Raw genomic sequence first — 14,360 nt, 5'->3', positions numbered from 1 at the left:
TGGCTGCTTATTTCATCTTAACTTTTAGGATTGCTGGATAAGTTTATTTGTTAATAATTATTCGGGCGAATGGTATAAAAGCATAATATTTTTTGTTATTTACATTTCGTACAGTCAACTTCCAGCTCAGCAAAAAGTTGATGGGATGCAATTAATACTTCATCTATTCGCAATAAATAAATTCTATAAATAACCCCCGAAACTTTACAACCCTAGAGTTTGCTTCATCTCCCCATACTCTACTTCTTACGATTATCTATCAATATACCTCTTAATAAAAGTCGGGTTCTCGCCGGCCATTTTAATGAATATATCCAGGGGAATCACTTCAAAATCGTCTGGAAGTTGCTCGAGAATCGATTTTACATGGGATATATTGCTGCTTTCCCGGATGTGCATGAGCAAGAAGTATGGACGTATTTTGTTCAGATTTGCTAGTTCAATTATATCTGCAACCGCTTCTTGTTTAGATACCTCGGGTGATAAATAATATTCGAATGAAATCATCGGTCGGCTATCCTTATTATAATAAGTGTTGGCCGGTATATAACCATTGACGAAACCTATGGCGGTGGGCATGTTTTCAAAATATGCCTCGATAACCGAAAGAGTTAGGTCGGCAAACTCCGACACACGCCCGTTAACAGAATAATCCATGATATCAAATACCCGTAAATCCAGACGCTGCATAAGTGAATCCGCCCGCCGGATTAAACCGGGTAGTTTTGCCTTTGGAACCGATTTGGGGTACATATACCCCGGACCGGAAATGGCACCAATAAAATAATCATTAGGGGTGGCAGTACTGTAGAAAAACTCAAGCAGGCTTGGAGCCAGCCAATTATAGTTCATCAATGTTTCCCAAGCATATGGAATCTCACCGCGACCTGGCTTCAGCCAGGCCCCAATCCCTATGCCATCGGTCTGGATACAGGCAACATAGACTTTCTTTTCCGGTTTGTAGATTTTAGTAGAGTCAATATTGTGGTTGTTTTTGAATTCAAATCCTTCGGAAAATCCAATTTTATTCTCGAAACTGATATTCGGATTACTGTGCAGCCCCAGTACCGGCAAACCGAAACTGGAGCAGAGGGTGATGTGTTGCCTCTCAAGGTCTTTAGCGTAGGAATGCCAACCCATCACCAGGGCATTTGCATTCATGTCACCAAGCAACTCTTTAGCCAAGTTGTACTCGGTAGTGTCAACAGGATTTGTGGATAGATCCTGAAAAAAGACCCGGTTGGCCACACCCCAATCTGCAACCCCCGGATGAAGTATCTTACCGGAACTGCCGCCAAGCCAGATTATAAATTTACGGCTGCATCGTTCCCAATATTTGTCTTTCGCCCATTTATAGATTTCGGCGTCATTTTTGCCAGTAAATTTACCACGAAAATCTTCAATCCTGGTAAATCCCAATGAATCGAGCATTTCGATCTGGTCTTCGCTCACCACCACCGCGTCTTCGAGACCAGCCACAGTATAGGCTACAATCAGCGAAGTGCGCACATTCTTGTCCCAGACCACATAACCTTTAATGTAATCTCGGAAAACGGTCAGGGCCTCATTCGGCGAGTTAAGCATGTCAAAAGTATAACCACGATCTTCTTCATACCATTCATAAAGCTGCCTGCTGTAGTTAAACTGCCAGGTTTCAGGATAGACAAAATAGAGATTTGCAGCGTTTCGATTGACCAATCCCTGTAAGCTAATCAGCAATGCTTGTCGTTGCAGATCGCCCTTGACTTCCCAATTGTCCTCCAATTCCATACCATAAGCCCTGAGGCTTCCCTTAATTTTAAAGACATATTTTGCAGTTGGTTGGTCGGGACGGGAATCACGATTTATTGTATATGTGAGGAATGTATTATTTTTCGATATTTTAAAAGTATGAGTTTCGTTCAATATTGCAGTTCCCTGTGAAATCTCAACAGGATATTTCTGCTTCATTACTAACATATTGCCGCCATCCTCCCAGGTAGCAGTGATAATGCGATCGCTACCCGGTACCATATGCATTGCCGAATAAAGTGTTGTTGGAGTCGACGTGATTAGAACAGGTACACGATTGGGTTTGCCATCCGTAGTGACATGGATTGAATCAATTAGCCCTTGCCAGTTGTGAATAATTGTTATACTTTGGGCTCCCACAGAGATCTTCAGTTCAAGATCGATATTGAGACTCATGGGTTTGATGAGCTCCCAGGTGTTGTTGAATGCCGAATGATCGGATGCGTGTAAAGAATTTGAGAAAACGCCGATCAGAATCATTGAAAAAATCATTATCTTACCGCGGTTCATAAAACATCCTTCCTAATTCAAAATATCCTTCGAATATCAATATAAGAATCCTTATTGAAATTTCATAGATTTGTTTCATTCACCTTGTGAGGAAATCGACATCAGAATTGTCCCCGTCTTTATGATTCATGGAATGTCAAATTTCATCGCTATTACAATTCCATCCAGCATCACTATCAGAAATCTGATAATACTTTCAAAATCCTGATAAAAATAATAAATCTTCTCACAACAATTTCATTCATTATATTTCATTGAAAATAAATTATCATATCAATGTAACTAATTAAAATACAGACTTTTATACGCATATTTTATTTTTTCACTTTAAACACTTTTTCTACTCGATCTTTTCTGGCATCATTGTTGTCCAAAGAAGTAACATCTTTAAATTAAAACGGAGAAAAAATGTCATTAGCAAAAGTATTTCATAACAATAAGCTTTACCTCATATTACTGGCTTTCGGACTTACTCAATTTTCGTGCCGTGATTTAAATATATCTCCATCATACGAAGCAAAATATCACTATGAAGCTTTGGATAACGACGGCAAACTGGGGGTTTCCGGTCTTTTTACAATTAATTTCAAGGATTCACCTGATCTTCTGGGTAAATGGGAGTTTTTCAGTGAGAACGATTCATTGGAGATGGGCGCCCAGGTAGGTGAGGGTCAATTAGAAGGTTGGGTTCAAGGTGATACTATCTCTATTAATTTACATCCGGGCTATGCGGATCATAATGTCATATTACACGGAAGAATCGAAAACAAGTCTATATCCGGGCAATGGTCGTGGATTACTTTTATTGGACCCACAAATCAAGGAACGTTTGTCGCTACCAAAAAATGAGGTTCGTTAACAACAATTTATCGAGAGGATTTCAATGCAAACCAAATTTACTCAACTAATCCTATTTTTTGTTATATTCGGACCAGCTTCTTTATTAGGCCAAACAGAGGACCGATGGCAGCTTCATTTTCTGACAGGAGTTTATTCGCCTATCGAAGATGAGATGCAGAATATTTATGGCGATGGTATTATCGGAAAAATTGTCTTTACATCTCCCATTGGCGAGCATGGCAGGTTAAAATTTTCAGGAAATTATTTTGGCTTGAAAGGCGATCCATTTTACAGGTCCAGGGATTTCGATGCTGGAGACGCAGGCAAACTGACGCTTGGCGGCTTTTCCTTTACACTGGAAACCAGTCCCAAATCTGCCGGTAATCCAAAATTGTACTTTGGCGCCGGCATCGACTATTTGTTTGGTCGTGAAAAAATTACTGGAATAAAAGCCAGTCACGGGGGAGCCATTGGGATGCACCTATCCATTTCACCCAATATTCGACTTTCCAATAAAATAGCCTTTGTCGCCGAAGCCAGCTACCAATTCCAAGAGATCACCTTTAAGGAAAGTAAAAACCGTTATCGTTTGAACCTCTCCGGCGCCAACCTTTTGTTTGGCTTAGCTTATCTATTCGTAAAATAAATCAATAAATTTATGATCATTTTATTCAGGAGAAAAATCATGAAGACATTGTTTAACTCATTATTTTTATCTATGGGCCTATTCCTATTAATGGCTGTTTCCTACGACGATGGCGATAGCTACTGCGTCATTTTTCCACAAAATGGTCGAGATATTTTTGGCGTTGAGCAAAGGAATATTATAATCATTGGCGACAATGAAGTCTCGCTAATTCCGCAAGTTCATTTCGAGGGAAACGCCCGGGATTTTGGCATTTTTGTGCCGGTGCCGGCTGAACCAAAACTTGCAACAGTCAGTTCTATGATTTTTTCTGAAGCCAGTTTTATGACCCAACCCCTGGTAAGACAAAGCAGTCAAAGCTGCGCCTGTAATGAAAGTAACCAAATATTTAATTCCCCTGATCAATCTTTCGCATCCTTGGCCGATGGCGCAATCGCAGAAGCAAGTAAATCTGGAGTCACTGTAATCTATGAGCAAATCGTTGGCACTTTCCAGGCAGTGGTTTTACAAGCAACAAATGCTGATGACCTGGTTCAGTGGCTTGATGAAAACAATTACAGATTTAATCCATCCCATTCACAGCTTTTGGAGGAATACATAACAAAGAACTGGTTTTTTGTTGCCATGAAGCTCGATACTTCACAAGTACCGCAGCACGTCAATCAGTGGTGGAACGCAACAACTTCGCCTGCAAAGATCACTTTTGCTTTCAACAACGATAAATTGACTTACCCGTTGAAAATATCCTCAATCAGTACTAAGGAACGTATGGAGGTTCTAGTTTACACGATTGGTCCACATCCTATGCGCTTTCCTGGAGCTAAAGTTGAATATGCCAACCTGATCGATGCAGATGAGGCAGAGGCAATCGCTGAAATTTACCCAGCTTTCTCGGAGTTTATTCCACCCGGTGTCTTTGTTACAAAATTGCGGAAAACATTTACAAAGTCCGAAATGCAGCAAGATATGGACATCACTATTTCTAATGACAGAAGAGAATTTCGAGAGATCCGTTATCGCGCCAGTGGTCTTAATCTTATTGGGTTAATGTTGTTGGCATATGGACTTTTTAGAATGAGGCGTAGTAAAAAATTGGTGCATTAGACCAAAGAATTAAGAGCAGAGGAATTAATAAGATGAATTACCTGGAGGGTAAAAAATGATACAACGATCGACTCTAATAGTAACCATTTTAGCAATACTCCTGATCAAATGTGCAGATAAAATCTTTGATCCGGTTGATTTTCAAATTAAGCGAGATGCAACACAACTGGAGAAGCAGCTTGCTCAGTCCGGTAATAAATTTGGCTTCAATCTTTTTAAGGAAATCAATAAATCCGATCCAAAGCAAAACATCTTCATTTCTCCGCTGAGTGTCTCTATGGCTTTGGGAATGACACTCAATGGTGCAAATGGCGCCACGTTTGATGCCATGAAAGAAACCCTGCAATTAAACGGATTATCGCAAGTTCAAATCAATGAGACCTATAAATCCCTGATCGATCTATTATCACATTTGGATGCGAAAGTAAAATTTACGCTCGCCAATTCCATTTGGTATAGACAAGAGTTTGCTGTTGAAAATGATTTTATCGATGTGAACCAATCATTTTTTGATGCCTTGGTACAAAAGTTGAATTTTAACGATCCGCTGGCACCGGACACCATCAACCAGTGGGTAAAAGATAAAACATCAGGAAAGATAGAAAAAATCGTCGAGCAAATAAAGGATGAGGATGTCATGTTCCTCATCAATGCGATCTATTTCAAAGGGAACTGGACTTATGAATTCGATAAAGATTTAACGACTGATGACATTTTCACAAAAACTGACGGTTCTACTGTTGCAGTCCAAATGATGAAACAGGAAGGGGAATTCGATTATTTTGAAAACCAGGAATTTCAGGCCATTAACCTGCCGTACGGTGATGGTGATTTCAGCATGATGCTGATTTTACCAACTCAGGAAAATGATTTAAATGCTGTAATGAATCAAATCAATGAATCCAATTGGCAGGATTGGCAAAATTCACTTATCCCCGAAAATGGTACGATCCAACTGCCAACATTTTCCATGGAGTTAAAATTTTCATTAAAAGAAATTTTAAAAATGATGGGCATGAGCGTAGCATTCGAACCTTTAAACGCGGATTTTTCCAAAATCAACAGCGATAAAGATTTATTCATCAGTGATGTACTACACAAAACCTTTGTGGAAGTCAACGAAGAAGGCACCGAAGCGGCAGCAGTTACATCTGTTATAATCGGGGTTACTTCAATTGGGGGTGGAGGATTTACGATGAGGATTGACCGGCCGTTTCTTTTCTTCATTCATGAAAACCGTTCACAGACTATTCTCTTCATGGGTAAAGTACTAAACCCGGTGGGAAATGAATAATGAAAATTGCAGACAAATTGATGAATCGACGTTGGTTAATCAGCCTGATTGTCTTTGTCGGCTTTCTCTTTTTTATGAGCTGCAAGCGCAATCAATCTCCCCTGGATAGCGAGTTAGAAGAAATCACCAATATCGAGGTTGCATATCAAAAATGGCAGGGAAACAAAAGCTCTTCATACCAAATCGAACAACGGTTCATTTGTTTTTGCATCTCGCCAGCAGGTCGATGGATTCGCGTAACCGTTAAGGACAATGAAATCGAAGCAGCTTTAGATCTGGAGACTTCATCAGTTTATTCTACCGAGATATCTGATAAACTGTACACAATCGAAGAAGCCTTTCAACAAAATTCGAAATTTTGAAGAAAGAAATCCAGCGACGTTAGAGATCGAATATGATCCAAGGTATGGTTATCCCAAAAGAATTAATTTTGATGGGAGTACCGGAATAGCCGATGATGAATTCACTTTGGAAATGAGGTCTTTCAAAAAGTGATCAGACCCCCGATTAAAGCATTCGAGGGTGACAGTTTTGGATTTCCTGGATAGCGTGAAAACATTCGGGAATGACATTAATTATTAACCAGGACAAAGTTTATGAATGATCAAGTTAATAAAAATAAATCAAAAAATGAGAACATTTTACTCAGTATGCTACTTATCAGCATTAACTAGGATTCCCTTATAAACAAGAAACATTACACTGATTGGAGACCAAAATGAAATCAAAACTATTGATACTCATGCTTATTCTTCCCTTTACACTATCTGCTCAATATTACGGCGAAAGAGTAACGGAAAAAAGTTTTGAACGATCTAACGTCTATTTTAAAAGTAATTTTTTAAATACGTTTGGATTATTTCGATTCAAAAATGTTGCCCCGGGGCTCATAGAAGATCCTTTTCTGGACCTGCATCTCAATCCGGCCAATTTACCGGAGTTTCAGAATAAAACAGCATTAATCTACCTGGATTTTCGCGGCGATCGCTCCGAAACACCTTTCTCGGCTTATCCTGTCGAATATGATTCCCGGGCTTTGGATATTTCTATAGCGCCTTATATCGATCCCAGGTGGTTTAGTCAAACCCGTACCGAACCGGAACCGGTGTTTTCACTCGGAGTACTCACCTACCCTTTTGGGGATGCAAACAAGAATTTTTTCGCAGGGGCAACCTACCAGTTGATTCATAAAAATGAGCAGTTTTATTCAGTCCCCACCGGAATTTACAATGCCAGAGCGGGGTATGATTCATTCGGCAGAGAGTTGTCTACGGATGTTCCAATAATCGACCGATTTTCCGGTGAAGACGAAATGATGATCAACGGCCATTTATTTTCATCCTATTTGGGATATCGCGTAAACCAAACGGTTGATCTTGGCGTGTCTTTAAATTCGGTTTTCCATTCGAGAGAAGGCATCTATTTAAATGCTTCCCAGGGTCCTTATGGAGATATTAATACTTATCAAAATGAATATAGAAACCTTCGTGAACGTACTCAGAATTACGATCACATGGATTTGAGTGGCGGGGTAAGAATTCACCTTAACGATAATTCCAGCTTTGGCATTAAAATAGGCTCTTTGTCCGGAGATGTTACCCAAGAATTTTTGTCAACAAATGATTCAAAATACAACTATGGTGATGCAAACAATCCTGCTAATGGTAGTGAAGGATTTTTTAATTCTTCTACCAATCAAAGTTGGAACCAGGACGGCAATACCAAATATGCCAGGCTAAGTTTTTCTCATGAGTTATCAAGTGACAAGAAATTCTCTTTTTATTTCAGATACGCTGAGAGTAACATTGATTTATCAAATTCCTCGGTCATCCGGGATACTTCATTTTATACTTCGCAATGGTCATGGGATACAAATAACTCTTATTATTTGGGCAATTCAGCATTTTTCGATATTCGATCCTCGACAGGAATCCGCAATAAGACTACTCAACAGGGATTGTTCAGCTACAAATGGCAACTCACACCCAAAAATTCGATTTTTGCAGCAATCTATTTTTCCAGGGATCATCTAAAAATCAATAGCAATGAACCTGTACTGGCATCCAGGTTCTCCCATAGCGAATATTTCTATCAGCCATCGCAAACGGATACCCTGTTTAATGACTATCGTTTGTTTGAAGACAAATCCTTACTGTGGAACTATGAATCCAGAAACTGGAGTTTCCAAATTCCCATAATGGTTAACTTTAAATTGAATCCGAACTGGAGTGTAATGCTAGGCGTTAATCGAATTCTAAACAGCTGGAATATAAAAGAGCAAACTACTGCCATCTTTAATAAAAGGGAGCGAGAAGACAACGGAATAGTTAAAGTTGAAACAAATTTTGGCGAGCGATACACAACACCGCGTAAAAGAATTACCGAAGACCATACGGATGTATTGGTTAGTTTTCAAGCTAATCTATCTCAGGAATTACAGGTAAATTTTCTTATCAACCCGGATTTCGAAGATCACTTTCGGGTGGCACAGTGGTGGCTTAGTTTTAGAAGTTTTATTAAATAAACACCACAAACATAAAAACCAATCTTAGGTTAAATAAAAACAGGACACCAAATGTTTAGGGTTTCATTCTTCGTGATTTTCTTCATCTTCATTTCATGTAACTCAAATCCAACAGGGAATAACAATCAAGCCTTCCTGTTAACAGATAAAACCTGGGAACTGGTATCTCTGAATTATTTTGGAGTATCCAAATTAGTAGTAGAAAAAAGTGAGTTCACCATTTTGTTTTCTGATTCCGGAACAATGAAATCAAAAATGGATTGTAATAATTGTTCCGGTGAATATACTGTAAAGGTGAACAATGTGATTTCTATTAATACTGGTGCTTGCACTAAAGTGTTATGTGGACCAAATTCTAAAGATTTCGAAGTAAACCGCGCCCTAAATAATGCCACGACATACTTTATTGATGATAAAAAATTACGGATATTTTATGGTATATACTATTTGTTTTTTAAGAGTAAATAATCAAACTTGGTTCTAAAAATCACAGTGGTAAACAAAATATGAAAGAGATATAAAATGACCATTATATATGAACAAAATACTTATGTAACTATTTGTTTTTTAAGCAATCACAATTTCGATATTTCAGTTTTTGCAGAACCTGGCAAATAATCGTTGCAATTCCTCAGAATCAGTTAATAAGTTTAGGATGATAATCAAAAGATAACCAGATGCTTATAAACCCTACTCTAAAAACTCGAATCATTTTGACATTTCCAATCATCACGGTGGTTTTTGTCGGGGTCATTTCCATGGTAAGCTATTATTCAGTTAAAAATATTTACATGAATCAAATATCAGAACAGACACAGTTATTGACGCGTTTGATTGGCAGTAATCTGAATACCAAGTATTTATCGTTCCTGGCAAGTGGAGATAAAAAAAGTCTGACTAATAAATATTATTATGAGTACTTGAAGAAACAATCCCAAAGTATGCAACTGAATCAGACCTTCATTTTCGATGGTGATTTCAATGTCTTGGCGCATTCAGACTCCCTGTTTATCCTTGGCCGGAAAGAACCCAGGTTATACCTTAGCAGACTCGAAATCACCAACCTGCCCATCGCTCAAAGCAGCCTTTCTTTACCTTTTAAAGGAAACGATGATAATTGGTATTTGTGGGGATTTTACCGCTTGGATGAAAATCACTGGCTTAGCATTCAGGAAAGCGCAGCCAGGCTCGAAAAAATTGAAGAGTTAGCAAAAATATTTTGGTTGATTGGCTTGACAGGAGCTCTGATTACCATTCTAACCGGCTGGTTCCTGGCCAGATCAATTACAAAACCAATAGACCGATTGGTAAAATTTAGCAATGAGCTTGGTAGAGGCCGTTTTGATATTGATACTCCAACTTCCGTGAAAGGAGAACTTGCCGCCCTCTCCCGGGCAATGGACAAAATGCGAAAAGATATAGCCCGTAAACAAAAGGAAAAAGAAGAGATACTCGCACAAATTGCTCATGAAATTCGCAATCCTCTCGGTGGTATTGAACTATTAACCGGACTAATCCATGAGGATGTTTCACTTAAACCGGATAGTAAAAAATACGCAGAACAAATTCTAGGAGAAATTGGCGGTTTAAAACATCTCATTTCAGAATTTCTCAATTACAGCAAGCCTTTAATGGCAAAACCTGAATGGGTAAGTTTACCAGATATCATCTCGGAGACCAGTGAGTTAATGCAAAGTGAAATCAAAGCTAAAAATTTTGAAATTAACCACAATGGTGATTTGGGTAAGATTTGGTTTGATCCTCAACACATTCGCCAAGTGTTTATGAACTTGATTTCTAACAGTATCACCGCAGCAAATTCCGGAGGGTCTTTATCCATCTCAAGAATTAGCAATAAGACTAGCGACATTATTAGGATCCATGATGATGGACCTGGAATTCCGGAGGAAAATCTACCAAAAATATTCGAACCTTTCTTCACAACAAATAAGAATGGAACTGGGCTCGGACTTGCTATTTGCAAAAAGCTTTGCCAGGAAAATCAGGCGGATATCTCCGCAATTAACAATGCAGGCAATGGATGCATTTTCACAATTTCGATAAGAAATGAAATGAATTGATATGAAATTGAACCAGGTCATCATCGTAGAAGACAACGATACAATGCGGCTCGCAATGGTTGAAAGCCTGCGTCGTAAAAATTATGAGATTTTTGAATTTGATAATGGGCGAAGTGCCCTGGAGTTTTTTAGCCGCCAACAAGTTCCCCTGGTCATTTCCGATCTCAAGATGGAGCCCATAGATGGGTTCGAATTGATGGAAAAATTGAAGGCTGAAAATCCGGCGACGGAAATATTAATGATATCGGCTTTTGGAACGGTAGAAAAAGCTGTAAAAGCCATGCAGCTTGGAGCAGCAGATTTTATAACAAAACCATTTTCTTCAGAAGAGTTAAGAATTCGGGTGAAAAAAATACTGAAGAAAATTGAACAAAGTAGAAAAGTGACTCTACTGCAAGAAGAAAACCTTTTACTCAACCAGGATTTAAGTATTGGCTACGACAATATGATTGGAAGTTCGCCAGCTTTGAAACATGTTTTCTCCTTGATAGATCGTGTTGCCAAAGAGAATAGCACCGTTTTAATAGAAGGCGCGAGTGGTACCGGTAAGGAGTTGGTTGCCCGCGCGATCTGCAAGCAAAGTAATCGAAGAGATAAGCCCTTTATTAAAATAAACTGTGGCGCTCTCAATGAAAATCTGTTAGAAAGCGAGTTGTTCGGACATGAGAAGGGAGCATTTACCGGCGCTAGCAAACAAAAACGAGGCAGGTTTGAATTGGCAGACAAAGGCACGTTTTTCCTTGATGAAATCGGGGACATTTCTAACTCACTGCAAGTGAAGCTGTTGCGAGTGATTCAAGAAATGGATTTCGAACGCGTTGGTGGAGAGCAGACTATTTCGGTGGATGTTCGGTTGATAACCGCCACCCACCAAGACTTGCAGAAATTGGTCGAAACAGGAAAATTTCGTGAAGACCTTTACTATCGCCTAAATGTATTTCCAATAAAGCTGCCTTTGTTGCAAGAAAGGAAAGAAGATATTCCAGCTCTCGTAGAATATTTCCTGACCAAGATGACACAAAAATCAGATAGCGCAAAAAAACAAATTTCCCAGGATGGGATGAGAATTTTGATGGAACATTCCTGGCCGGGTAATATTCGGGAACTCGAAAATCTTATTGAAAGATTATGGGTCATCTCAGAAGGAACTGAGATTAATCCTATGCTGATTTCACAACATTTGATTCAATCCAATCGTGTTTCAAGTAAATCTAATAATTATGATCTTGAAACAGCGGTTTATCATTTCGAGAAAAATTTGATTCAAGATGCGCTTACAAAAACGAATGGTGTGAAAAACCGTGCGGCAAAATTGCTTAGGATTAACACAAGTACTTTATATTATAAAATGGAAAAATTTGGATTCATCGATGCAAATGAGAAAAAAGAAAGATAAGCAAAACTTAAGTTTTATAGTACTGGTTTTTCTGCTTACCACTCCGCTTTGGGCGCAGGACCAGCAACAATCAGAGCGTAGCTATTATGAAACCCTTGCTGCAGTAAAACAACAGCAATCAAAACTTGGTTCATTGAACACAACATTGGCAGATTTTGCCAAAGAAATCGATGAAGCAAAAAAAGCTAATCTCGATCAAGGTCAAGTGAAAAAGCTCATGGCCCAGGCTCTTTCAGTTTCAAACGAAATCGAACAACAACAAAATTCAATTCGAAAGTTACAAAACCAATTGGAACAACACAGGAAAAACCTGGAAAATGTGTATACAGCTCAGATCGATTCTATCCAGTTACTGTTACAATCCGATGAATTTTCCGGAGACCGGTTAGTCTTAGAATTAAAACATCGAGAAATCGCAGAAAAACGAATGATGATCTTACCGTTGGTTCAATCGTTTTCCTTTGATCCGCAAAAGATAAATTCTATCCAGTCGATTAAAAGTGACGATCCACTCGAGCAAGAAATGTTAAAAGATTATTTGAACAACGCTTTGTCCGAAATTACTGAAAAGCTAGCCAACCTACAAAACACCAAATTGGAACTGGAGGAGATTGTTTTATTGGAAGAAAAAACCCAGCATTTCCTGGAGGATGTGGACACAGATGGATTCGTTGGCTTTTCTTCAGCTTCTTCGTTAGTTAATTTGAATTCTCCTGATGAATCAAGCGTTAGAGCAAGCGATTTAGGAAGTAAGGCAAATATTATTGAAACCCGTATCCAAGCCTATTTATATTTAGTAAACCAACTGGAATTGAACCAGGCGGTTGTACAAACAATTAGTTCTATGATCGAACCCGGACAAAGCGCTTCTACCCTATCAAACCAGGAATATCTTAAATTATTAATACAAATTGAGCAGCGACTTTTAGACTACCAAGAAATTCTCACTAAAAAGTTGAATGAAAATTAATAAGATTTGAACATCCGTCTTTTTATTGTCTGCTTTGCATTCATTGTCTTGAGTCCTCGATTTTTGCTGTTTGCTCAAATTGGTATGAAGTTATCAGCAGAAACGGGATTTTTTAGCAGCAGCGGCACATCGATTTCTACAAATAGTCATATTACTTTCCGATTTGATGCCCAGGGTAGTTATAAATTTGTTGATCAAAAAAATAATTGGAATCTAAAGCTGAGAATCAGGCCTAAATTTTACGGATCGATTAACACGACTTCCATCACAAAATATTCGGCCCAAAGCGATTATCTTAGGCGTAACAAAAAAACCACTTGGGGACTGAGTTTTGTCCGGCAATTTTATCAATATAGAAATCCCATTAGTGAAATAAACTTTGATATTCTCCAACTGCAGGCTAATTTGTCCAGAATCATAAATCCAAAATTGGCCGGAATGTTGTATGCAAAATATTTCTACCGGGATTTGTCTTCGAATGTCCGGAATAGCCTGGATGCAGTGGCAATCGGCGCGGCGCTACACTGGTCATTGGACCGATATGCGAAATTGACATTTGAGATTTATGGTGAACAGTTTACGATAGACAACTCTGAACTCATTGGGATTGACAAAAACCTGCTCAGCAATACCGGCTGGCGTCTTGGACCGGATATTGGCTATGCCTATCAACGAAAATTTATCTTAAGATTAAATTATCATATTTATAAACAGCAATCAGAATTAGATAATGATATAAAAGCCGAGCATTCACTGAGGTTACTGTTCGGAAAAATCATCAATCAACAATGGTCGGTTTTTATCTTGCTGGACACTTATATCCGGAACAAACCGGCAATCAGCGACTCAGTTTACTATGCCAGGTATACTCCCCTGAACACTGAAAGCAATATGTATGGTAAAATTGATTACAAAATTAATCCACAGGTAAATTTGTTTTTCAAACTTGAGTATGCCAAAGATGAACTATTCCTACAAAATATTGCATTCAGTAGTAAACAAATGACCATGGGATTGGAGTGGAGAAGATAGTATGAGAAACGTAAAACGGCAAACGGCAAACGGCAAACGGCAAACGGCAAACGGCAAACGGCAAACGTGAAAGCGCCGAAAACTGATAATTCCAGTATAATTGGAGAGCGTGACAAAAAGATAGAATAGGAGAAATAGTGAAAGGGAGACAGGAGTCTAAATGTAAGTCTGT

At 38.7% G+C, this 14,360-nt stretch carries 12 protein-coding genes; 11 read left to right on the top strand and 1 reads right to left on the bottom strand.

The window, feature by feature from the left end:
* Positions 1-252: 252 nt before the first annotated feature.
* Positions 253-2,301, bottom strand: a complete 2,049-nt coding sequence (locus IIC38_04310) for a hypothetical protein (protein ID MCH8125170.1) — start codon at positions 2,299-2,301, stop codon at positions 253-255.
* A gap of 408 nt (positions 2,302-2,709) precedes the next feature.
* On the opposite strand from IIC38_04310, the gene IIC38_04305 reads away from it, so the two are divergent.
* The 11 genes from IIC38_04305 to IIC38_04255 all read left to right on the top strand — a co-directional run bounded on the left by IIC38_04305 (position 2,710) and on the right by IIC38_04255 (position 14,188).
* The gene (locus IIC38_04305) at positions 2,710-3,150 is read left to right on the top strand and encodes a hypothetical protein (GenBank protein MCH8125169.1); all 441 of its coding nucleotides are present in this window, start codon (positions 2,710-2,712) and stop codon (positions 3,148-3,150) included.
* A 34-nt stretch (positions 3,151-3,184) separates the two neighbouring features.
* Positions 3,185-3,787, top strand: a complete 603-nt coding sequence (locus IIC38_04300) for a hypothetical protein (protein MCH8125168.1) — start codon at positions 3,185-3,187, stop codon at positions 3,785-3,787.
* A gap of 39 nt (positions 3,788-3,826) precedes the next feature.
* Entirely contained in the window at positions 3,827-4,891 is a 1,065-nt protein-coding gene (locus IIC38_04295) for a DUF2330 domain-containing protein (GenBank protein MCH8125167.1), read from the top strand.
* A 55-nt stretch (positions 4,892-4,946) separates the two neighbouring features.
* Positions 4,947-6,185 carry a serpin family protein gene (locus tag IIC38_04290; protein ID MCH8125166.1) on the top strand — a complete coding sequence of 413 codons (1,239 nt, stop codon included), beginning with the start codon at positions 4,947-4,949 and terminating at the stop codon, positions 6,183-6,185.
* Positions 6,185-6,547, top strand: a complete 363-nt coding sequence (locus IIC38_04285) for a hypothetical protein (protein ID MCH8125165.1) — start codon at positions 6,185-6,187, stop codon at positions 6,545-6,547. Before IIC38_04290 ends, IIC38_04285 begins: the two co-directional genes overlap by 1 nt.
* A 356-nt stretch (positions 6,548-6,903) precedes the next feature.
* On the top strand, positions 6,904-8,709 hold the full coding sequence (locus tag IIC38_04280; protein MCH8125164.1) for a hypothetical protein: 1,806 nt from the start codon (positions 6,904-6,906) through the stop codon (positions 8,707-8,709).
* Between the two features lie 51 nt (positions 8,710-8,760).
* Positions 8,761-9,177, top strand: a complete 417-nt coding sequence (locus IIC38_04275) for an META domain-containing protein (GenBank protein ID MCH8125163.1) — start codon at positions 8,761-8,763, stop codon at positions 9,175-9,177.
* 209 nt (positions 9,178-9,386) lie between these two features.
* Entirely contained in the window at positions 9,387-10,790 is a 1,404-nt protein-coding gene (locus tag IIC38_04270) for a HAMP domain-containing histidine kinase (protein ID MCH8125162.1), read from the top strand.
* A gap of 1 nt (position 10,791) precedes the next feature.
* Positions 10,792-12,186: a sigma-54-dependent Fis family transcriptional regulator gene (locus IIC38_04265; GenBank protein MCH8125161.1), complete on the top strand. Its 1,395-nt coding sequence runs from the start codon at positions 10,792-10,794 to the stop codon at positions 12,184-12,186.
* Complete coding sequence (locus tag IIC38_04260) at positions 12,167-13,156, top strand: hypothetical protein (GenBank protein MCH8125160.1); 990 nt, start codon at positions 12,167-12,169, stop codon at positions 13,154-13,156. The genes IIC38_04265 and IIC38_04260 overlap by 20 nt, the downstream gene beginning before the upstream one ends.
* Before the next feature lie 84 nt (positions 13,157-13,240).
* On the top strand, positions 13,241-14,188 hold the full coding sequence (locus IIC38_04255) for a hypothetical protein (protein MCH8125159.1): 948 nt from the start codon (positions 13,241-13,243) through the stop codon (positions 14,186-14,188).
* Positions 14,189-14,360 lie beyond the last annotated feature (172 nt).

This window comes from candidate division KSB1 bacterium (genome assembly GCA_022566355.1).
In the GTDB taxonomy this organism is placed as follows: Bacteria; Zhuqueibacterota; JdFR-76; order JdFR-76; family DREG01; genus JADFJB01.
The sequence above is the reverse complement of the archived record's forward strand: the minus strand, read 5'-3'. Positions and strand labels throughout refer to the sequence as shown.

What these genes read in the sequence shown, in the direction of transcription:
- IIC38_04275 (MCH8125163.1), top strand. Translation starts at nt 8,761, where the DNA reads ATGTTTAGGGTTTCATTCTTCGTGATTTTCTTCATCTTCATTTCATGT.
- IIC38_04295 (MCH8125167.1), top strand. Translation starts at nt 3,827, where the DNA reads ATGAAGACATTGTTTAACTCATTATTTTTATCTATGGGCCTATTCCTA.
- IIC38_04280 (MCH8125164.1), top strand. Translation starts at nt 6,904, where the DNA reads ATGAAATCAAAACTATTGATACTCATGCTTATTCTTCCCTTTACACTA.
- IIC38_04310 (MCH8125170.1), bottom strand. Translation starts at nt 2,301, where the DNA reads ATGAACCGCGGTAAGATAATGATTTTTTCAATGATTCTGATCGGCGTT.
- IIC38_04285 (MCH8125165.1), top strand. Translation starts at nt 6,185, where the DNA reads ATGAAAATTGCAGACAAATTGATGAATCGACGTTGGTTAATCAGCCTG.
- IIC38_04260 (MCH8125160.1), top strand. Translation starts at nt 12,167, where the DNA reads ATGAGAAAAAAGAAAGATAAGCAAAACTTAAGTTTTATAGTACTGGTT.
- IIC38_04265 (MCH8125161.1), top strand. Translation starts at nt 10,792, where the DNA reads ATGAAATTGAACCAGGTCATCATCGTAGAAGACAACGATACAATGCGG.
- IIC38_04255 (MCH8125159.1), top strand. Translation starts at nt 13,241, where the DNA reads ATGAAGTTATCAGCAGAAACGGGATTTTTTAGCAGCAGCGGCACATCG.
- IIC38_04270 (MCH8125162.1), top strand. Translation starts at nt 9,387, where the DNA reads ATGCTTATAAACCCTACTCTAAAAACTCGAATCATTTTGACATTTCCA.
- IIC38_04290 (MCH8125166.1), top strand. Translation starts at nt 4,947, where the DNA reads ATGATACAACGATCGACTCTAATAGTAACCATTTTAGCAATACTCCTG.
- IIC38_04300 (MCH8125168.1), top strand. Translation starts at nt 3,185, where the DNA reads ATGCAAACCAAATTTACTCAACTAATCCTATTTTTTGTTATATTCGGA.
- IIC38_04305 (MCH8125169.1), top strand. Translation starts at nt 2,710, where the DNA reads ATGTCATTAGCAAAAGTATTTCATAACAATAAGCTTTACCTCATATTA.